General features: G+C 38.1%; 20 protein-coding genes. 10 read left to right on the top strand and 10 right to left on the bottom strand.

The window, feature by feature from the left end; translation table 11 throughout:
- Positions 1-15: 15 nt before the first annotated feature.
- The gene (pta, locus tag QZ289_RS00540; protein ID WP_295697955.1) at positions 16-1,026 is read right to left on the bottom strand and encodes a phosphate acetyltransferase; all 1,011 of its coding nucleotides are present in this window, start codon (positions 1,024-1,026) and stop codon (positions 16-18) included.
- Positions 1,027-1,611: 585 nt separating this feature from the next.
- Here pta and QZ289_RS00535 point away from each other — a divergent pair.
- The 4 genes from QZ289_RS00535 to mutY all read left to right on the top strand — a co-directional run bounded on the left by QZ289_RS00535 (position 1,612) and on the right by mutY (position 6,635).
- A complete protein-coding gene (locus QZ289_RS00535) occupies positions 1,612-2,487 on the top strand; it encodes an NAD(+)/NADH kinase (protein ID WP_295697953.1) in 876 nt (291 codons plus the stop codon).
- 23 nt (positions 2,488-2,510) lie between these two features.
- Complete coding sequence (locus QZ289_RS00530) at positions 2,511-4,055, top strand: AAA family ATPase (protein WP_295697952.1); 1,545 nt, start codon at positions 2,511-2,513, stop codon at positions 4,053-4,055.
- Between the two features lie 66 nt (positions 4,056-4,121).
- Positions 4,122-5,438, top strand: coding sequence for an NFACT family protein (locus tag QZ289_RS00525; protein ID WP_295697949.1), 1,317 nt, complete (start codon positions 4,122-4,124; stop codon positions 5,436-5,438).
- 150 nt (positions 5,439-5,588) lie between these two features.
- The gene (gene mutY / locus QZ289_RS00520; protein ID WP_295697946.1) at positions 5,589-6,635 is read left to right on the top strand and encodes an A/G-specific adenine glycosylase; all 1,047 of its coding nucleotides are present in this window, start codon (positions 5,589-5,591) and stop codon (positions 6,633-6,635) included.
- Between the two features lie 32 nt (positions 6,636-6,667).
- Here the strand turns inward: mutY and QZ289_RS00515 are convergent, their stop codons facing one another.
- From QZ289_RS00515 to QZ289_RS00495, 5 genes are read right to left on the bottom strand one after another with little or no spacing between them, the layout of a single operon-like run.
- Positions 6,668-7,693, bottom strand: a complete 1,026-nt coding sequence (locus QZ289_RS00515; RefSeq protein ID WP_295697945.1) for a hypothetical protein — start codon at positions 7,691-7,693, stop codon at positions 6,668-6,670.
- Positions 7,693-8,049 (bottom strand): RNA polymerase-binding protein DksA, encoded by a 357-nt coding sequence (gene dksA / locus QZ289_RS00510; protein ID WP_295697942.1) that lies wholly within the window; start codon positions 8,047-8,049, stop codon positions 7,693-7,695. The genes QZ289_RS00515 and dksA overlap by 1 nt, the downstream gene beginning before the upstream one ends.
- A gap of 8 nt (positions 8,050-8,057) precedes the next feature.
- Positions 8,058-8,516 carry a 23S rRNA (pseudouridine(1915)-N(3))-methyltransferase RlmH gene (locus QZ289_RS00505; protein ID WP_295697940.1) on the bottom strand — a complete coding sequence of 153 codons (459 nt, stop codon included), beginning with the start codon at positions 8,514-8,516 and terminating at the stop codon, positions 8,058-8,060.
- Positions 8,488-9,384: an acetyl-CoA carboxylase, carboxyltransferase subunit beta gene (gene accD, locus QZ289_RS00500; RefSeq protein WP_295697938.1), complete on the bottom strand. Its 897-nt coding sequence runs from the start codon at positions 9,382-9,384 to the stop codon at positions 8,488-8,490. Before accD ends, QZ289_RS00505 begins: the two co-directional genes overlap by 29 nt.
- 2 nt (positions 9,385-9,386) lie before the next feature.
- Positions 9,387-10,133 carry an inositol monophosphatase family protein gene (locus QZ289_RS00495; RefSeq protein ID WP_295697936.1) on the bottom strand — a complete coding sequence of 249 codons (747 nt, stop codon included), beginning with the start codon at positions 10,131-10,133 and terminating at the stop codon, positions 9,387-9,389.
- A gap of 71 nt (positions 10,134-10,204) precedes the next feature.
- On the opposite strand from QZ289_RS00495, the gene recO reads away from it, so the two are divergent.
- Both recO and gdhA read left to right on the top strand, forming a co-directional pair.
- Complete coding sequence (recO, locus tag QZ289_RS00490) at positions 10,205-10,825, top strand: recombination protein RecO (protein WP_295697933.1); 621 nt, start codon at positions 10,205-10,207, stop codon at positions 10,823-10,825.
- A 96-nt stretch (positions 10,826-10,921) separates the two neighbouring features.
- Positions 10,922-12,274, top strand: coding sequence for an NADP-specific glutamate dehydrogenase (gene gdhA / locus QZ289_RS00485; protein ID WP_295697930.1), 1,353 nt, complete (start codon positions 10,922-10,924; stop codon positions 12,272-12,274).
- 410 nt (positions 12,275-12,684) lie between these two features.
- Here the strand turns inward: gdhA and QZ289_RS00480 are convergent, their stop codons facing one another.
- Positions 12,685-13,719: a glycosyltransferase family 9 protein gene (locus QZ289_RS00480; RefSeq protein WP_295697927.1), complete on the bottom strand. Its 1,035-nt coding sequence runs from the start codon at positions 13,717-13,719 to the stop codon at positions 12,685-12,687.
- Between the two features lie 451 nt (positions 13,720-14,170).
- On the opposite strand from QZ289_RS00480, the gene tcmP reads away from it, so the two are divergent.
- Together tcmP and QZ289_RS00470 are read left to right on the top strand one after the other, a co-directional pair.
- Positions 14,171-15,241, top strand: coding sequence for a three-Cys-motif partner protein TcmP (gene tcmP / locus QZ289_RS00475; protein WP_295697924.1), 1,071 nt, complete (start codon positions 14,171-14,173; stop codon positions 15,239-15,241).
- Between the two features lie 2 nt (positions 15,242-15,243).
- Entirely contained in the window at positions 15,244-15,990 is a 747-nt protein-coding gene (locus QZ289_RS00470) for a phage Gp37/Gp68 family protein (protein WP_295697922.1), read from the top strand.
- A 131-nt stretch (positions 15,991-16,121) separates the two neighbouring features.
- Here QZ289_RS00470 and QZ289_RS00465 read toward each other — a convergent pair whose 3' ends face one another.
- Entirely contained in the window at positions 16,122-16,718 is a 597-nt protein-coding gene (locus QZ289_RS00465) for a dethiobiotin synthase (RefSeq protein ID WP_295697920.1), read from the bottom strand.
- 27 nt (positions 16,719-16,745) lie between these two features.
- The gene (locus QZ289_RS00460) at positions 16,746-18,416 is read right to left on the bottom strand and encodes a methyl-accepting chemotaxis protein (RefSeq protein ID WP_295697918.1); all 1,671 of its coding nucleotides are present in this window, start codon (positions 18,414-18,416) and stop codon (positions 16,746-16,748) included.
- A gap of 148 nt (positions 18,417-18,564) precedes the next feature.
- On the opposite strand from QZ289_RS00460, the gene ccoS reads away from it, so the two are divergent.
- Positions 18,565-18,798: a cbb3-type cytochrome oxidase assembly protein CcoS gene (gene ccoS / locus QZ289_RS00455; RefSeq protein WP_295697914.1), complete on the top strand. Its 234-nt coding sequence runs from the start codon at positions 18,565-18,567 to the stop codon at positions 18,796-18,798.
- Positions 18,782-19,753: an NAD(P)-binding domain-containing protein gene (locus tag QZ289_RS00450; protein WP_295697913.1), complete on the top strand. Its 972-nt coding sequence runs from the start codon at positions 18,782-18,784 to the stop codon at positions 19,751-19,753. The genes ccoS and QZ289_RS00450 overlap by 17 nt, the downstream gene beginning before the upstream one ends.
- Before the next feature lie 132 nt (positions 19,754-19,885).
- Here QZ289_RS00450 and QZ289_RS00445 read toward each other — a convergent pair whose 3' ends face one another.
- Positions 19,886-21,100: a malic enzyme-like NAD(P)-binding protein gene (locus QZ289_RS00445; RefSeq protein WP_295697910.1), complete on the bottom strand. Its 1,215-nt coding sequence runs from the start codon at positions 21,098-21,100 to the stop codon at positions 19,886-19,888.
- Positions 21,101-21,212: the final 112 nt, after the last annotated feature.

Raw genomic sequence — 21,212 nt, 5'->3', positions numbered from 1 at the left:
TTTTTTGATTTGGATTTATTTGGCTTGAAGTGCGCTAATAGCTACTACACCTGCTATATCATCAGCACTACACCCTCGTGATAAATCATTGATGGGTGCACTCATACCTTGTGCGATAGGTCCATAAGCTTCAGCCTTAGCAAATCTCTGCACGAGCTTGTAGCCGATGTTCCCCGCGTCTAAATCGGGGAACACAAGCACATTTGCCTTTCCTGCAACCTGTGAGCCTTTAGCTTTAGATTCACCGACACTTGGCACGATTGCTGCATCAAGTTGCAATTCCCCATCGACTTTAAGGTGTGGAGCGAGGCTTTTTGCGATTTTGGTAGCTTCTATGACTTTATCCACATCAGGGTGGCTTGCGCTACCATAGGTAGAATGACTTAGCATTGCTACAAGCGGCTCATTATGAGTGATAGATTCAAAACTCTTAGCAGATGAAAGCGCAATGTGTGCAAGTTCTTCGGCATTAGGATTTTGGCAAAGCCCACAATCAGCAAACACAAATGTCCCCTGTAACCCATAAGTACAATCAGGCACTACCATAATGAAAAAGCTTGAAACAAGCTTAGAATCTGCTGCTGTGCCTACAATCTGCAACGCCGCACGTAGCACACTAGAAGTAGCGTGAATCGCTCCCGCTACCATACCATCAGCTTTGCCTGATTTGACAAGAGCTGCGCCAAAATAGAGACAATCATTTAGTAGCAACTCTTTTGCTTTTGCGCTATCCATACCTTTATGCCCTCGTAATTTCACTAAAAGTGCAATAAGTTTATCAAGGAGTGCTTCATCTTTGAGCGTGAGAAAAGATGCCTTTTGTAACACATCTGTTGGGAGATGAGAGAGCTGATCTTTAGCCCTTTTGCAAATCTCATCTTGCTCTCCTAATAAAATTAAGTCAGCAAAGCCCTCATTGAGAATCTTTACAGCAGCTTCAATCGTGCGCAAGTCCGTTACTTCAGGCAAAACAATCGTTTTTTTACGCGCCTTTGCCTGTGCCTTAATAGAATCAATAAAACCCATCTTTTCCTCCGTATCTAAAAAGTTAAAATTTAGGATTCAATCATAGACTAAGTGTGTTTAATTTATACGCAATAAAAATAGGCTTTATGTTTAATGTGTAAAATTGATACATTTTAGACAAGCTTTTTTTAATCTTTTGGAAACAAGTGATTGTTTTTATTACTTTGGATATCTCAAAAAAGAAAGGATTTTGTCAATAATTTAGCTTATTGCAAATAGGATTTATTGATATATAGCTAAAGTGTAAGTTGTAGTGCGCAATATCAAGCCTTAATATAATTTATACGCTTCATTTGTCATTTAAAAATAAATTCATCATCTCCTTGCATAAAGCTAAGATATAATTTAATTCGAAACTTGGCTAGAATCTATAATTATTCTACTGATTTTGTAGCTGAAACTACCATTTAGGCTTATTTACAGGGGAGTTTAGTTTTATTTTTAGGGCACAACCCCACATAAAGAATTAAGATTATGGGCGCTCAAGCATTCATAAGATTAGATTCACTATGGCTACATTATTGTGATAAAATGCCACGTAGCTTTAAGTTAAGGATTATAAACCCGCAATTAATGGAGATAAATATGAATAAGCTAAATCCACCATTGCAAAAGGTAGGTATTGTTCTGCGTCCATCAAGCCCAGAGCTAAAGGGTGTATTCTTACAAGTGTGTGAGGAACTAAATAATGCGGGTATAGAGGTGAGCTTAGAGAGCATAAGCGGGGGTATGATTGAGCTGCTTGGGCGGGATTTTTCATATATCGCCACGCAATGTGATGCACTCTTTAGCCTAGGTGGCGATGGGACGCTTATTTCTATGCTTCGTCGTGCTTTTGAGTATAGGCTGCCATGTATGGGGATTAATACCGGGCGGCTAGGCTTCCTCACGGCTATTATGCCCGATAGCCTTAAAAGCTTTATTCCAAATCTTAAAAGCGGGGATTATACATTGCAAAATCATCTTGTGCTTCAAGCAAAGGTATATAATACCCAAACGCAGCAGGAAGCCATGCACACATTTATAGCCATTAATGAATTTTTGATTTCTAAGCACGATTTAAGCGGTATGGTGAGCATTGATGCGCATATTGATGGGAAGCATTTTAATACCTATGGTTGCGATGGCTTGATTATTGGCACTCCTACAGGTTCTACGGCGTATAATATTAGTGCAGGTGGCTCGGTGATTTATCCTTATTGTCGCAATATCTTGCTTACCCCCATCGCACCGCATTCCCTCACGCAATGCCCTTTAGTGCTTAATGATGAATTTGTGCTAGAATTTCGTCCAAAGCAGAGGGCAAAGCTCATTATCGATGGGCAGGAGATGATTGATATTATGCCCTTTCACAAGGTGCAGATTCAAGCCCTCAAGCAAAGCGCGATGTTGATTTACCCCCGCACAAGAGATTATTTTAATGTGTTGAAAGAAAAGTTTAAATGGGGCGATGAATATTAGCCAAGCATATAAGGAGCAAGTCAATGATTAAGCGTATCTTAATCCATAATTCCCCTGCCTTTAAAGATGTAGAGCTATATATGCAGGAGGGATTTAATGTCTTTAGCGGCGCGAGTGGGAGCGGGAAATCCGTATTTATGGAATCCTTATTGGCGATTTTTGGGATTAAGGAGAGCAATGCGGATTTGATTGAAGCAAATATTAATGTTGAAACTATGAATTTTGATTGGGAGGGTTATGGTATCCCGCACGAGGAGGACGAAGATGAAATCGTCTTAAGCATTTTAAAAAAGGATAAAACGCGCTATTTTCTAAACCACGCTTCAAGCTCCAAAAAAAAGCTCCACGATATTGTCCATGGCTTTGCCAAACATATTAGCACCAAAGGGGCAGATGAGCTAAAAAATAGCAATATTTTAAGAATCTTAGATAACTTTATCGCAAAAAAGCATAGCGTTCATAAAAGTACACTGACCACTTATGAGAGCGATTTTAAACAATTATGCACCTTAAAAGAGCAGCTTAAAGAGATAGAATCTAATGAAGCAAATATCACGTCTTTAAAAGAATTTGCGGCATTTGAAATCGCTAAAATTGAAAAGATTAATCCTAAAGAGGGTGAGTATGAGGAGCTTTTAAACCTTAAAAAAATGCTAAGCAAGCAAGAAAAGATTAAAGAGCAACTCTTAAAAGTACGGGAGGTGCTAGAATTAAGCCAAAGTTTTGAGGGTTTTTTGAATCTTGTGGATAAGAGCTGTCCTAATCTCATTGATGGTTTGAGCGAGTTTGAGGCGATTGTGGAGCAAGAAGCAGAGCGAATGGAGAATCTTGAGCTGATGAATGTAGAGGAGCTGCTTGATAAAATCGCAGGACTTGCCGAGCTTATCCGCAAATTTGGGAGTATTACAAACGCGCTTAACTATTTGCAAGGGCAGAAGCAAAAGTTAGCCCAATATGAGCATTTAAGCTTTGATAAACAAGCCCTACAAAAGCAGATTCAAGCCCTTGAGGCTACTTGTGAAGCAAATGCTCAAACCCTCCATCACAATCGCCAAAAATGCGCAAAGGATTTAAACGCACGGATTGAACATCTTTGCACACAGCTGCGATTAAAGCAAAGCCATTTGTTGCTTAAAGAAGTGCCTTTATATCAAAAGGGCATAAGCGAATGTGAATTAAGGCTAGGGGATAGCGATGTGAATGTGATTTCATCAGGTGAGTATAATCGTTTGCGTTTGGTGATGATGTGTATTGATATGGAATTACAGCCACGTAAAGGGATTTTAGTGCTTGATGAGATTGATGCGAATTTGAGTGGGGAGGAGAGCGAGGGGGTAGCGCAGATTCTAAAAACACTCTCACGTGATTATCAAATCTTTGCCATCTCTCATCAAACGCATATGCCCTCCCTAGCTGATAATCACTATCTGGTGGAAAAACGTGGGCAAAGTAGCGTTATCACAAAGCTTGATTTTGAAGGCAGGGTGCAGGAGGTAGCACGGATTATTAGCGGCTCAAATATCACGCCACAAGCCCTTGAATTTGCTAGGACACATCTTAGTAAATAGGATAAAGTAGTGAATCTTGCTTTGCTGAAAGGGTTTTGCGCCTATATGCAAAATATGGAGCGAATTATGTGCTTTAGACGCATAGATAATAATCTCTTGGTGTTGATATGTGCGGATAGACAGGGGGAGACGCATAGATTCTATATGGATATGACGCGCTCACAAAGCAATATATTTATTGCTCAAAGAGAGATTATAGGGACAAAAGTCTTTTGTGCGCCTTTTGATAATAAACTCGCTACTTGCACGAAAGGGGCACATATAGAGCAGATACGTATCGATGGGAATAATAGAATCTTGCAATGCTATCTCACCCAGAGGGAGCACTATAAGGTGCGGTATTTTTGGCTTGTGTGCGAATTTACCGGCAAATATACCAATGTGGTGCTTTGTGATAAGGATTTTATTGTGCTTGAAGCATTGCGCCATATACCACAGCATAAATCCTCGCGAGAGGTGCGGGTAGGGAAGATTCTATCCCCTTTGCCACAGCCTGAATGTATCCCCACACAGCTTGAAATCCCGCCAGAAAATGTATGTGCGATATTAGAGCAAATTTATGCGGATAAATATGAAAAGCTCAAAGCAGACAAGAGGCAAAATGTACTTAGAAAACTTGAAAGCAAGAAGCAATCCCTCATAGATACATTAGCTACATTACCCAAACGCGAGGAGCTTTTAGAATCTGCTAAGGAGTATGCTATGTATGGAGAGCTGATTTTTAGTTCATTGCATTTGCTGCCCACACATAAGATCATCACAACGCATATTGTGCTAAAAGATAGTAACGCAAATGATGTGAATCTCCCCTTGCCTTCACACGCAAGGGATTTGCAAGAAGCGGGGAATTGGTATTTTACGCAGAGCAAAAAATATCATAAAAAGGCAAAATTTTTAGAGAAGCAAATAGCCAATTTGCAGGAGAGAATTGCCTTTATCACGCAGCAAATAGGCTTTACCTTGCAGTTTGATGAGAGCGGAGAGGTCTTTGCTCCAGCACACAAGAGGGCAAAAAATATAGGTACAAAGGATATAGAGAGCTTTTTTATACAGGGGTATAAGGTGAGCATTGGGCGCAATGCAAAGGACAATCAAAGGCTTTTAGAAGTGGCAAAAGCCGATGATTTGTGGTTTCATATCCGTGATGTGCCAAGTGCGCATTTGATTATTCATTGTGGTAAAAAAATGCCCCCAAATACCCTACTACAAAGGGTAGCTGAAATCTTAGTGGGGCTTTATGTCGTGCGTAAGGGGGGTGGGGATTTTGTAGTGGATTGGACAAGGAGGCGATTTGTCAAGCCATCATTGAACGCACAGGCGGTATATGCCAAGCATAAAAGCATACATTACCGCGCAGATAGCAAGAGCATAATACAAATATAATGAGAATGTCTCAACCCCCTTATACATAAATTAGAATCCCCCCCCTTTTTTTTAAGCACTTTTTGCATAGATTGCAATAACTCTCTTAGCCCTGCTTTTGTAGGCTTTAAATCTTCTACTCATTTTGTATTTTTAGCTACACTCTCATTTATGGAAGATTCTAAAAACATAAGCTTTAGCCCATTACAAGAAAAAGCACTGCATATAGCCCCGTTATGGCGCAAAAATATACTTGCTTGGTATAAGGACAATGGAAGATTCACTTTGCCTTGGCGTAATCTACAAGGAGAAAATGCGCCCTATGGCGTGTATGTGAGTGAAATGATGTTGCAGCAAACACAAGTAAAACGTGTGCTAGAGTGTTACTATCAGCCTTTTATGGAATCTTTTCCCACGCTCCTTGCCCTCTCTTATGCTACAGAGGAGCAAGTGCTTAAAGCTTGGGAGGGATTAGGCTATTACACACGTGTAAGAAATATGTTAAAAACCGCACATATATGCGCTCAAAAATTCTCCCATACTTTACCACACACATATAATGAGTTGATTGCACTGCCGGGCATTGGTGCATATAGTGCGGGGGCGATTTTATGCTTTGGTTTTAAACAAAATGTATCTTTTGTAGATGGGAATATTAGACGCCTACTCTGCCGTATTTTTGCTCTAAGTAATCCAAAAATGGTGCTTTTAGAAAAGCTTGCTCAAATCCTTTTAGATATAGATTCTAGTTTTGATTACAATCAAGCCTTGCTTGATATTGGTGCTACCCTATGTACTCCTAAATCCCCCTCTTGTCTCATATGTCCCTTGCAATCTTTATGTGATGGATATAATGCCCCTCATCTCTATCCCCTGCCTAAGCAATCCACCCTTATACCTTTAGAACTACATCTTGGTATTTGTGTGCATAATCATCATATTGCTTTAGTGCGATCCTCCAAAGGGCTATATCACGGGCTTTATAATCTTCCCTTGCTTACTAGTGATAGCCTCACGCAAACACATAAGTGTGGAGAATGCAGACATCACTATACTAAATATCATATCAGGGCATATATTTATCATATAGATTTTAAATGCTTTCAAACCTTAAATATCTTTGATGAAATCACGTTGATTCCTATCAATGAGCTTAACTCTAAACCACTTTCATCATTATGCAAAAAAGCCCTTAAAATCGCAGGGCTAGAATACTAAACACCAACTCGCCCTATGAGACTAAAATTAGCTTAGGACTGCAAAAGAAAAATATCAAAAGGATAGTGCTTGCCAAGTGATTTTAAATCTAAATACGCATCAATGAGCTTATATTCGTCCTTAGCGTGACTGCGATGGCGCTCTTTTGCCTTATCTATCATTTCTAGTTCAAATAGCACATAAAAAAATGCCATTTCTGCACTTTCATCATTATCTGCACAAGATTCAAAAAATTTAATCCACTCATCAGGTGTAAGTATCCCTCTACTCATAATGGCATATTGGATATATTCCATTGTGCTTGTTTGGACTTTTCTTAAGGCTTCGCGCATATCTTTAGCGTCTATGCTTTGGGGGTTTTTAAGATAGGTTTTGAACATCTCCTGCGCGAGCGTTTTATTAAGCGTGATATGGGAGATTCGAGAGAGGAGCTTTTCTTGCTCTTTGGGCTGAGCGTTTTTAAGAATCTCAAGCACTGCGTAGTTTTTCAACTCATCGGGATAATCTTGTTCTAAGATTTCAAAGCCATATTTGTAGTGTTGATGGATTTTATTTTTAAGATTTTGGACATTAAATTTATTATCGCGACTTAGATGATAGGTTTTCAAATCCACTACCTTACCGCTCATCACATCTTTATAATTTTCAAAAAGCGTATCAATCTTACGATTGAAACTCTCTGTGGAATCTAATCTGGGCTTCAAATAAAATCGCTGCAAAATTTTAGATAGATTAGAAAAAGCTTTGCGTTTATACACACGAGGCTTGATATCTTGGTTGAGGGATTGCTCATTGATTTGTGAGAGTAATTTATCGTAGTCATTTTTGCGATGATAATTCTCTAGCAAATCCTGCGCCCACGCAGAAGCAAAAAATATTAAAGTCGCTACAAAAAATAAAGCCACAATCCCCACAATCCACACAGCCAAAGGCAGTGTAATCTGCATTTGCGTGAATGGAATCTCATACGTATAGTTATAAGATTCTAAACTATACACATATAGCCCAATAACGAGCATAAACACAAAAGAAAATATCACATAATATTTCAGTTTCACTATCGCTCCTTTTTTTGCGTTTTTTCAAATAGCTCACGACAATTAATGCAGTATTTTGCGTGAGGCTTGACTTTGAGGCGCTCTACATCGATTTCATCATCGCACATTTCACATATCCCAAATATACCATCTTTGATTTTTTGCAGAGATTTGCGAATATCGCGGATTTCATTTTGATATAAATTAATCATACCCATTTCTAGATTCCCTTGTAATCCAGCCCCGACAATATCGCCCTCATCTTTATGATGAGTGTTTTGAATATGTGTAATATGCGTGTTTTTATGCTCGATGCTCTCACAAAGCTTATGTAAGCGTTGCTTAAGAAGTGTCTCAAAAAAAGTATAATCAATCATAAATCCTCCTATTTATGATAAGGGTGAGATGATAAAATGCTTAATGCCCGATAGATTTGCTCACATAGCACAAGCTTGGCGATTTTATGGCTTAATGTCATCGCGCTTAGGCTCACCGCGTGAGTGAGATTCACAAAAGATTTTTCAAGCCCATAAGCCCCACCGATAAAAAATTGTATGAGTTGGTGAGATTCTATCAAATGCGCAAAACTATGAGAATCATAGCTTTTTCCCCCTGGGTCAAGGGCGATATTAAGCCCATTCGTATTAAGATAAGGGGTAAAAATATGCGTATAGCTCTGCTGTGCTTTATTTAAAGAGATTTTTTGGGCATTTTTCACAGATTGGGGGAATAGCTCAAAATGCTTGATATTTGCACCAAATGGCTTACATCGCATACATAGCTCCTCTTGCAATGCTCGATAAGCGGCGTCTTTTTTAGTTATAGAATAAATGTTGATTTGCATAGTTTGGATTAAGCATTTTGCTAATATCGCTCAATGTCTTTTTTAAATCTTTACGATGCACTACCATATCAATAAGCCCGTGTTCTAGGAGAAATTCAGCCGTTTGGAATCCCTCTGGTAAGTCCGCACCAATAGTTTGCTTTATCACACGTGGTCCTGCAAAACCAATAATCGCGCCCGGCTCAGCGATGATAATATCTCCTAAAAATGCAAAAGACGCGCTCACGCCTCCAAAAGTAGGGTCAAGCAACACAGAAATAAAGGGCAATCCCGCATCAGAGAGTTTATTTAACGCACAAGAGGTCTTAGCCATTTGCATAAGTGAAAAGGTGGATTCTTGCATACGTGCGCCTCCACTTGTGGAGAGAATGACTAATGTTTGCTTTTTTGCCACTGCTCGATTGGTAGCACGGACGATTTTCTCTCCCTCTACCGAGCCTAGAGAGCCACCCATGAAGGCAAAGTCAAAAAGCACGATTTGCATTTCTATGCCATTTATAAGCCCCTCCCCTGCGATTACCGAACTTGCCCTGCCGGTTTTCTCCTCACTCTCGCGGATACGTTGTTTGTAGCTTTTTTTATCGACAAATTCAAGCGGGTCAATAGGACGCAAATCCTTATCGATTTCAATAAATGTATCTGTATCGCAAAGCATTTCTATACGCTCAGTAGCAGAGATTCTAAAATGATAATTGCATTTAGGGCAGATATGGCTTTGTGAAAATACCTCTTTATAGTACATCATAGCATTACAACTAGGGCATTTAAGCCAATGATTAGGAGGTGCGTCAATCTTCTGTACGTCTTGGTTTTGCTCTTTATCTTTGTTTTCTTCTTTCTTTGGTTTAAACAAACTACCCAATCCCATTTCTATCCTTTAGATTCTAAAACGATATGTGAAATCATATCAAAAATATGCTTATCTTTGCTTATAAGTGTAAAATTATTTGTGCGAATATGATGCAGCTTTTCGCATAAAAACAATCCTGCCTTGCTATCAAAATCGCGGATATTACCCATAAAAAGCATAAAATTCACTTCATAAGATTGCGCGATAGATAGCGCACTCGCCCCTAAAGAGCGGAACTTTAAGTGATTTTGATATAAAAGTGCAGTGATATGCGGATTAGAATACGCTTTTTCAAAAATTCCGCATTTTGTGAGTGGCAAAGATTCTAATGCGATAAAAGCCGCCTCGCCCTCTTGCAGATAGGATTCAATAGCAAATCGTATGACTTTATCCTCCACTCGCGCTCTGCCCTCTTTAGTGCAGAAGTTAAAAATTACAGCCTCCTTTACTCTGCCATTTGTATCACAAAGTGCCAAAGAAGCGCCATAATAAGGGATATGAGAGAGGAAGTTATCGCTCCCATCGAGCGGGTCTAGCATAATATAATCACTTCTCGCCCCCTGTATAAAGCCGCTCTCTTCGGAATTGATACTTGCCAAAGGCAGCAAATACTCCTTATAAATGCTCTCGCTCACTAAGTCCGCCCCTATGCTTCTATCGCCTCCTGCACCGATTTGATGCAGGGTATAGAGTGATTTGTCTTTATGCTGCAAGGTATCAATAATCTTTTGTGTGGCAAGAGTAGCTTGATATAAAAATGTCCGCAAGAGTGAACCCCTTAAAGCATATAAAATTCAGCTAGAATTATGCGTTAGAAATGCTTAAAGTAAGGATAGTCGTGCAAGGGTATATTTTGTATATGCAAAAAACGCGCACAGAAGATATGATTGTGAAGATTCTCACACCTATGTATATTAAGACATTATATCGATTCTATGGGGCGCGGCATAGCATCATTAATATCGGGCGCAAGATTGATTTTGAAGAAGAGCTCAACCTTGCTTTCCTCCCTAAGCTTAAGCATATTTTGCATTTAGGGCATAAATGGGAATTTGATAGCACACGTTATTATATATGGCAGCATTTTATCAAATTGCTTCATCGGCATCTGTTTGATATATATGAGATTGATACATTTTATTATACGCTTTTAGATGAGGGCGCACATAAGCTACATTCACAGAATCCCAAGCGCGTGGTGCTTGAAATGTATGCTAAGATACTGCACTTTGAGGGGAGGGCACATCAAAGCAAGGATTCTTTATGCTTTATGTGTGAGGGGGCACTTGCCACATCTGTCAGTTTAGCACAGGGCTTTATTTTTGCACATCAGGGCTGCATTGGCGGGAGTAGCTTTGATATAGAGCGGATTTTATCCTTTCTCCATACGCAAAGCACGATTTTGCTTGAAGATGAAGAAGTGAATGGATTATGGGAAATTTTGGGACTTGGTTTGTAAAAATTACCTTTAATTAAACTTAATTAAGAATATTTAAGGTTAATTACTTTATAATGCGTTTGCGTTTAACGCATATCTCAATTTGAAGGAGACACTATGTCGTATGCAGTCAATGTCCTCAACAAACTTAAAGAGCAATATCCTTCACAGACGCTTTTTCATCAAGCTGTGGAGGAAGTATTTGAATCGCTGAAACCAGCACTTCAAAAAGATAAGAAATATGAATCTTATGCGATTTTAGAGCGTCTCACGATTCCAGATAGAGAAATCCACTTCCGCGTAAGCTGGGTTGATGATAAAGGTAAGATTCAAACCAATCGAGCCTATCGTATAGAATTTAATGCTGCTATTGGACCCTATAAAGGTGGATTGCGATTTCACCCAAGTGTAAATGAAGGTGTGATTAAATTTCTAGGATTTGAACAAATTTTGAAAAACTCTCTTACCACACTTGCTATGGGCGGTGGTAAAGGTGGAAGCGACTTTGACCCTAAGGGGAAAAGTGAAGGTGAAATTATGCGTTTTTGTCAAGCGTTTATGAATGAGCTTTTCCGCCATATTGGTGCCACTACCGATGTGCCAGCGGGTGATATTGGTGTAGGTGGGCGAGAAATCGGCTATCTCTATGGACAATACCGCAAACTTACTAATCGTTTTGATGGTGTGCTTACAGGCAAGGCTCTCTCCTGGGGCGGAAGCTTGGTAAGAACGGAAGCTACGGGCTATGGCTGTGTGTATTTCGCTCAAGAAATGCTCAAAGCACGAGGTGAAAGCTTAGAGGGTAAAATCTGTACCGTTTCGGGTGCTGGTAATGTGGCAATTTATACCGTTGAAAAACTTCAACAACTCGGTGCAATTCCTGTTACTGTGAGTGATTCTCAAGGTATGATTTATGATAAAGATGGTATTGATTTAGCATTGCTTAAAGAGATCAAAGAAGTGCGCCGTGCCTCATTGACAGAATATGCTAAAGAGCGCCCAAGTGCGAAATATACTAAGGTGAGTGATTATCCTGCAGGGACAAATGCAGTATGGGCGATACCTTGTTTTGCTGCGTTCCCATCAGCGACACAAAATGAGCTTAACGCTAATGACGCAAAAACACTTCTAGCCAATGGCTGCAAATGCGTGAGCGAGGGAGCGAATATGCCCTCAACCATAGAAGCTGTCCATCAGTTCCTTAATGCAAAAATCTGCTACGGACCGGGCAAGGCTGCAAATGCTGGTGGTGTAGCTGTAAGCGGACTAGAAATGGCACAAAATGCAAGTATGAATCCTTGGACTTTTGAAGTGGTGGATAAACGTTTGCACGGTATTATGGAAAGCATTTATGCTAATGCAAGTGAGACTGCTAAAGAATTTGGTGAGCCTACAAACCTCGTGCTAGGAGCAAATATCGCCGGATTTAGAAAAGTGGCAGGAGCGATGATAGACCAAGGCGTTATCTAATCTCTCAGCTTCTCTTTTAATGTAAGGAATCTTATTTGATTCCTTACACACTTCTCATACTATCAGTTCCTTTTAGGTTGGGCATATTTTCTTTTGAATCGAAGCATTTTTGATTTTTATTTGTGATATGTAATATCGTAAATTAAATTTTGAGCATTGAGGTTTTAGCACTGCAGACAAACAATTATCATAAAATCATATGTCTTTTTGCGCTCCCATTTTTATGGATGTATATGATGTATGCCTTTGATATTTTTGCACAATCTTTGCGAAAATATAAGATACTATATTTTGATTTTTATGTTTGTAGTCTTGCAGATTTAAGGCGTATCAATATGAATATACTTAAAGTATTAAATCTTGAGCTTGCTTATTGAGTGAGTTTTAAAGATTGAGGCTAGAATCTTTATTTATCTTGCATTCAAATCTTTTATGACAACTTGAAACTTTTGTTTTGCAAGCTCTATATACTTTTTTTGGGCTTGCTCACTCATTTTGGAAGTTCGCTGCTTGAGTATGACAAATAGCTTCGGATTCATCGTTTCCCCAACCCACACAAAGCTATCCCTCCTGCTGCAGAGCCAAATCATTGGTGTGCCTAGATTATCTGCAATATGGCTAAGCCCTGTGCTTGGGCTAATGAACAGGGAGGTAGATTCAAGCAATGCTACGATGTTAAGCAAATCAGAATCGTTATTGAATATAGCGACATTTTCCATATCATCAAAGCAAATCTTAGCATTATCTTTATATGTAGGGATAACAAATCCTATATAAGGATAGGTGCGTGCAAGATGTGTGATAAGCTCACGCCAACCCTCAAGCGTTAAATTATGGCTCGTGGTATAGACAAAAGGATTGATGGCGACTATGGGGCGATTTTGCAGGTTGTGCTTATGCAGGAAGTCTGCGATTCTCGCCTTATGGCTTGGGCTGCTTTGTAATCTAATGGGTGAGAAATCAATCTTTGGTGGTTTATGCAATAAGTTACAACGGGGGGGGGGGGGGTTAATAGAATGATATACAAGCTTTAAAATGCGTTTGTATTGGGGGAGTCTCAAAACATATGGCACATAGGCGATGGAAAATCGTGGAATATATACGGTATCAAATCGCTGCTTTGCAAAACTCCAGCGCGTCATAAATGTGATGATTCGTTTGATATTTGTTTGCTTAAAGATATGGCAAGCTGCACGATTTGACTGTGTGAGGATAAAGAGCGCAAAATTGCGGCTATTAATGTCCTCTATAAGCGTTTTTTCGCTCATCTCTCCCACATCGATAAGGACATCAATAAAGTGAAATTGGCTATATAGATTAATACCATAGGCATTTGTATAGACGATGAGCGTAGCATCAGGGTGGAGGCATTTCATAGCGTAGATTCCATACAGAGCGACCATATTATCCCCAATAAGAGATGCTCGATAGAAACCGATATTCATATAATTCTCCTTGTTTGTATCACTTTGAGGGAGGCATTATAGCCTATGTATCATAATGAGGCAATGAGGGGGGGGGGGGGGGGATGTGGTGAGTTTTTTGTTTTGTTAATGAGTAAAAATATTTTGAAATATTTAGAATACGTAAATTTTTATGTTGTGAAAATATTGATATCACTAGAGTAAATTCCTTATAATTGTTAAAAAAGCAGTAATATATGGATTTTATGGTAAAATTAGTGCAGGCAAAGCCTTGAGATCTAAAAATCAAGTGGTGCGTGGATAAGTAGCAGCGAGATAAAAATTTCTAAAAACTCCTTTGTGATTAAAAATGGAATGAAAACAAAGGAATTTTGGAATGGCAAAATCACTTGTGATAAATTTACCCTTAAGATTAAAAGTGCGTAATATATGTGGCGCTGAGAGTGTGATAGAATTAAAATAAGGAGTAAATATGGCAAAAGATATGCATACACAAGAATGGGATAGTGCCACTCTTACAAAACTTGATGTTTTTGAGCAATATGTGCATGATTGGTTTAATATAACTTCAAGCTATGGGCAAAATGAAAAATTTAATGCTTTAGAAATTTATGATTTATTTTGTGGAAGTGGATATGATGGCACAGGCAAATATAAAGGCTCACCATTAAGAATACTTGATGCGATTCTTAAAAGAAATCTCAAAGGAAAGACAATTAAACTTTATTTTAATGATAATAATGAAGAAAAAATTAAAACTTTAAAAGAAATTATCAACAATGAATATAAAATTTTAAGCGATAGAAAAGATATAAAAATAAAATATACATCAGTAGATACTGATGTATATACACTTTATTCTCAAAAATATTTTAAACTAGTATTTTTAGACCAATATGGTATCAAACATATTCATAAAGCTCAAGAATTTTTAACAAAAGGTACTGATATTCTTATTTTCATTGCTTCTTCATATATAAAAAGATTTTTAGAAGAAAAAACATTTAAAAAATATCTTGATGTTAATTCTATTTCAAAGCGAGATTTCGAAAATAAATCAAATTATGAAACTCATAGGATTATCACTCAATATTTTAAAACAATTTTTAAAAATCATTTTATTGCTCCTTTTTCATTAACAAAAGATAATGGAAATACTAATGGATTAATTTTTATCTCTACCCATCGAAAAGGGCAAGAGCAATTTTTAAAAACAGCATGGAAAATAGATGAAAATTTTGGAGAGGGAAACAAAAATATTGATAGAGATTTTACAAAAGATGAGACCAGTTTATTTTATGAACCCAATGAACCAAGTGAAAAAGAACGAAGATATGCAGAATTATTAAAAGAGTTTTTAAAAGAACAAAGAAGCAATATTGAAATTAAGTATTTTAGCTTAGATAATGGTTTTTTATCAAGGCATACCAATAAGATTCTTAATAGTCTAAAAAATCATTTAGAATGCGAATATTGCAATAATGCTAAGAGAGGTTTTCATCTAGATAGAGACGAAGTTAAAGTAAAGGTAAGGCTTAAGTAATAATGAAACCCACCAAAATCGAATGGGCGCAAGCTGTGTGGAATCCAACTATTGGATGCGATAGGGTAAGCAGTGGGTGTAAAAACTGCTATGCTGAAATTATGGCTAAAAGATTGCAGGCTATGGGAAATAAAGACTACAAAGATGGCTTTCAATTTAAAATGCTAGAACACCGCTTAAACGAGCCTTTAAAAAATAAAAAGCCTACTCTTTATTTTGTTAATTCTATGAGTGATTTATTTCATCAAAAAATGAAAATTTATTTTTTAGATTCTATTATGAAAATAATCTCACAAACTCCCTATCATCAGTATCAAATTCTCACTAAACGACCTCAAAAAATGAGGGAGTATTTTTTACATCATAATATACCAACTAATGTATGGCTAGGCACCACGATAGAAAGCAGTAGAGTAAAAGCAAGGATTGACTTAATAAGAGATTTAAAAGCTTCTGTAAAATGGCTTTCAATTGAGCCTTTGCTTGATGATTTGGGAGAGCTTGATTTAAATGGTATTGATTGGGTTATAGTAGGCGGTGAGAGTGGCTATAATGCGCGTATAATGCAAAAATCTTGGCTTATAAATATCAAAATACAATGTGATAGGGCTAAAATTCCTTTTTTCTTCAAACAATGGGGAGCTTATGGAGAAGATGGAATAAAGAGAAATAAAAAGAACAATGGGGCTTTGTTGGACGGAAAAATCTATCAAGCCTTTCCAAACATTAAGCAAGATTATTTAAATTGAGCAATAAAAATAATATTCATTGCTACAGGGAATAGTGTTATGAGGTCTATTTATATGTTAAAATAATACATAAAGGTTTCTCAAACCAACTTTGGTTTGCATACAAGCTAGTGTTTTTACTCTCATTTGATTTAAAACATCTTCTGCATTTGCTCTCTTAAGTTCTTGCTTTTTTCTAAGAAGTCTTCCGTGGTGTAAAAGGGTAAATGAAAAATTCTCACTCCCGTATAAGATTTAATAAATTCATCAATGCTTTCATCTCTTTCTCCCATCATTACAAGGGCTATCAGGGGAATCTCGCGCTTTTTTAGCGCTTCTAAGGAAAGTAAAATATGATTAATCACACCTAGATAATACTTTGCAACTAAAATGCAAGGCTTTTTACATTTATTTATATAATCAAGCATTGTAAAACGCTCATCAATAGGCGTGAAAAGCCCTCCAGCTGTTTCTATCAGCGCATTTTCACTTTGAGGAAGCTTTATATCAAAGGCTTTATAATCAAGCTTTTCAAGCCTTTTACCAATGTGAGGTGAAGCGGGGGTTTGTAAAAACACGCCTTCTTTAAAAATCTTTGTTTGAGGGCTAAACTTAGCTATAAAAGTGCTATCTGTGGGTATGCCTGCTTGAATAAGTTTAAAATAATCATATTTAAAAGCCGCGCAAAAAGCCGCGCAAAAATGCGTCTTTCCCGCATCTGTGTGCACCCCGCAAACATAAATTTGCATAGATTCTAATAATCTCTAAGAATTAAATTATATTTTGAAATAGGACATATACTCTTTTAAAGAATCCGAAATATTTTTCAGCTCATCAATGGTTTTGTTTGCGTGCTCCAAAGATAAGTGCGTCTCTTGAGAGAGCGTAGCAATACCCTGCATATCGTGTGAAATGCTTTGCATAGTGCTTTCTTGCTGGCTAGAAGAAGATGCGACAGTTTGGGCTTTTTCTAGTGAATCTTGAGCTTGAGCTTGAATTTCTTCTAATGTTTGCACCGAATCCATAATAAGCTGCTGTCCTTTTTCAATCTGTGGTACAATCGCTTCAATAGCCTCAACAGAAGTGCCTATGCTATCTTGGATAAGTTTTATCATATTAGCAATTTCAGCCGTTGTAGAAGCGGTACGTTCAGCAAGTTTTCTTACCTCATCGGCAACCACAGCAAAGCCTCGCCCGTGTTCCCCTGCTCTTGCTGCTTCAATAGCAGCGTTAAGCGCTAAAAGATTGGTCTGGTCAGCAATTTCTGCAATGAGATTCGCACTGCCACCAATTTCCATAGATTGCTGTTGTAGCCCACGTATATTATCTGCTGAAGTGCTTATCATCTCGGTAATTTTGCCAATTTCTTGTGCGGTAACATTGATGATTTCCACACCTTTTGTAGAGATCTCCACACTTTTGAGGGAATTTTCCTCTGTTTGTTTAGCGATATTTGACACTTCAATCACAGATTGATTCATTTGCCCTATTTTATCGGTTACGTGTGTGGAGCTTTGCATTTGTGTGTTGGCAGCATCTTGAGCCTTATGAGAAGTCTTAGACACCCGCAAGGCAACATCGTGGATTTGATTTGATGAGTGTATGATATATTCTACAATTTCTCTAAGCCTTTGTTGCATTGCTGCAATAGAGTGGAGCATAGAGTTCTCTCTTTTATAATATACAGGGTCAGAGAGGTTACCATTTGCAATTCTCGATACAATATCCGAAGCAGTGTGAGGCTCGCCCCCAAGGAGATTGAGAAGCATACGTATGATAATAATCGCATCAATCACACCAAAAACAATGCTGCACGCTAAAAGCACCAAAAGAATAAGTCTAAACTTATTAACATTTTCTCTTAATTCTATTGTAAGTCGCTGATTTTCATCTTCTTGATAGTCAATAAATTGATTAATTTCTTTGAGCCATTGCGTGAAATAAGGGGCGAGAGTATTAAGTAATGTATAGGCTTTTTGTGAATCTCCTGCAAGCTTGGCTTGTGTGATTTGCACAATTAAAGGAATGCTCTTAGCCTGTGTAGCTTCAATAGCGTTCAAAATGCTAAGTTCTGTCTCATCAAGCAAATGGGTATCAATAAAGTTTTTCTTCATATTGTCTTCAGCTTCTTTGTAGAATTGCTCTAAAGTGTGGATTTGCTCTAAAAGATCGTGCAATCCTTTTTTGTCTTCATTATCAATAAGCACCACATCACGCACGGCTATGGCTCTATCATGGACGCTTCCACGGAAATTAATCGCGTAACGTTGGGCGAGGGCATTTTTGTCATTAATGTCTGTAAGCGAGGCGTTAATGCTACTTACACGATTAAGACTGATAAATGTCATAATACACGAAAATACAATTAAGACACCAAAGCCAAGACTTAGCATAAAGCCTACATTTATTTTTCTTCTAGCTTTAGATGGTTGTTCTATGTCTATCATATTTTCTCCTTTTGTAAATATTTTCATGTAAAGCTTCATATGATTATAGCTTTATAAAATATATTTTTAACAAATATCATCCCCATCTGCAAACTTAATATTAAAATATGCTACAATCTCGTATCTTATTGCCAAAGGGGCATTGTTGATGAATACAGGAATAATTGCGGTTATGTTGGGCGTTTCTCTCATACTTGGTTTATTTGGGCTTCTTGCTTTTATATGGGGGCTTAAGAATGGACAATTTGATGACGCAAATAAGATGATGCAGGGTGTGCTTTTTGATTCTGTAGAAGATTTGAATCTTGCCGCAAGAGCTGATAAAAAACAAAATACATTACATTCAAATACAAAAGGAGAAAATAATGAGCAAAATATATGATGTAGGCGTAATAGGCTGTGGTCCAGCGGGCATAAGCGCAGCCATAGAGTGTATAAATAAAAATTTAAGTGTTATCGTATGCGAAAAGGGCGAAAGCCATAATATGAGTATTCGTAAATTTTACAAAGAAGGCAAACGCGTGGATAAAGACTACAAGGGGCAGGTAGTGGAGCTTAAAGGCAGTATTGACTTTAAAGATGGCAATAGGGAATCAACACTTAGTTTTTTTGATGAGATTCTCTCTCCTGTTGAGGTTGCCTATCAAAGCGATGTAGAATCTATCACGCCACTTAGCGATAATGAGGGATTTTCTATAAATACAACGGATAATCGTAGCTATAAAGCACGATTTGTTATCATAAGCATTGGCAAAATGGGGCAGCCCAATAAGCCAAGCTATCCTTTTCCTTCCTCTATGAGAAAACGTATCAACTTTAATGCCAATGACGCACAAGGCACAGAGAAGATTCTTGTCGTGGGTGGTGGTAATTCAGCAGTAGAATATGCCTATGATTTAGCTCAAAATATCCAAAATAGCGGAAGTGTAACGCTTAATTATCGTCGCACAGAATTTGCACGCATTAATGATACCAATGCTATGCAGCTTAAAGAAGCCATTACAAAAGGTGTGCTTCAAACAAAACTAGGCATTGATATTCTAAGCCTTGAGGATGATAGTGGTATCGTGGGCGTAAATTTTAGCGATGGGAGCAAAGAGAGCTATGAGCGTGTGATTTATGCTATTGGCGGGGCAAGTCCTGTGGATTTTCTCAAAAAATGTGGCATACAAACAGATGAAAAGGGTGTGCCTACAAGTTCAAATCTTTGGGAAAGCAATGTGAAAAATATTTTTGTCGCAGGGGATATTGCCCTAAAAACAGGCGGTTCTATCGCTGCAGGTCTGCAGCACGGATATGAAATTGCCCAAGAGATTGCAAAAAGACATAGAGTATAATAAAACTTAGGGAGCTATCCCTATCGATATATCTATAACTTGATTCCTTATATAACCCATAGATGTGTTTGGTTTAATGCTTTCATACTACAAAACAAAGCAAGATTAAGTAATGAATCTTGCTTATAAAGTTTATATCCTCGCTACACCACTTTTGATAGCCGCCTCTGCCACAGCATTAGGCACAATATCGATAAGACGTTCGTCAAACGCAGAGGGGATAATATAATCCACTCCAAATTGCATTTTTTTCTTTAAAAGCACTTCTAATTTTTCCGTGATAGGTTCTCGTGCAAGTTCGGCTATCGCCCTTGCAGCGGCAAATTTCATTTCTTCATTAATCTTACTCGCCCTCACTTTAAGCGCACCCTTAAAGATAAAAGGGAAACCAATGACATTATTGATTTGATTAGGGAAATCACTTCGACCTGTTGCTATTATCGCATCAGGTCGGGCTTTTTTAACCACATCAGGCATAATTTCAGGGATAGGATTGCTTAGGGCAAAAATGAGCGGAGAGGCATTCATACCCATAATATCATCAGCCACCAATAAATTGCCCTTTGAAAGCCCAAGTAGCACATCTGCTTCATTAAGTGCGTCTTTAAAAGACTTATAGTTCTCCTTGCAAACAAATTCTTGTTTCATAGCATTTAAGTCTGTCCTATCCGCACTAATAGCCCCCTTAGAATCAAACATCACGAGATTTTTCACGCCAAGTGCTTTATACATTTTCGCACAGGCTATCGCTGCTGCTCCTGCCCCAAATACAACGACTTTAATATCTTCTGCCTTTTTATTAACTAAATGCAGAGCATTAATGATAGCTGCAGTGGAGATAATAGCTGTGCCGTGCTGGTCATCGTGCATAACGGGTATATCAAGTTCTTTAATCAAACGGGATTCTATCTCAAAGCATTCAGGAGCTTTAATATCTTCTAAATTAATGCCGCCAAATGTAGGGGCAATTGCCTTTACCACAGCGACAAACTTATCCACATCTTTTTCATTCACTTCAATATCAAAGGCATCAACATCGGCAAATGTTTTGAATAAAATCGCCTTTCCTTCCATAACGGGCTTGCTCGCTACCGCGCCAATATCGCCAAGCCCAAGCACAGCTGTGCCATTACTAATAACAGCTACAAGATTGCTTTTAGAAGTATAATCATAAGCACTTAAAGGATTTGCTTCAATCTGCTTGCAAGGCACTGCCACACCGGGCGTATAAGCTAATCCTAATTCATCAATAGAGCGCAATCGCTTGCGTGGGGCAGTGCTGACTTTCCCACCTTTATGATACTTTAAAGCCTCAGGGTAAGCGGCTTTGAGTGTTTCTAAATCCATAGCATATCTTCTTTGGCTTTTTAAATAATGGAGGATTTTAGCACTTTTTGACAAACAAAGTATAATAAAAGGCAAAACTCGCATAAATACCTCTCTTATTTTCTTTTACATA

The sequence above is a fragment of the uncultured Helicobacter sp. genome (genome assembly GCF_910577135.1).
In the GTDB taxonomy this organism is placed as follows: domain Bacteria; phylum Campylobacterota; class Campylobacteria; order Campylobacterales; family Helicobacteraceae; genus Helicobacter_C; species Helicobacter_C mastomyrinus.
This window is presented reverse-complemented; position numbering and strand designations above follow the sequence as displayed.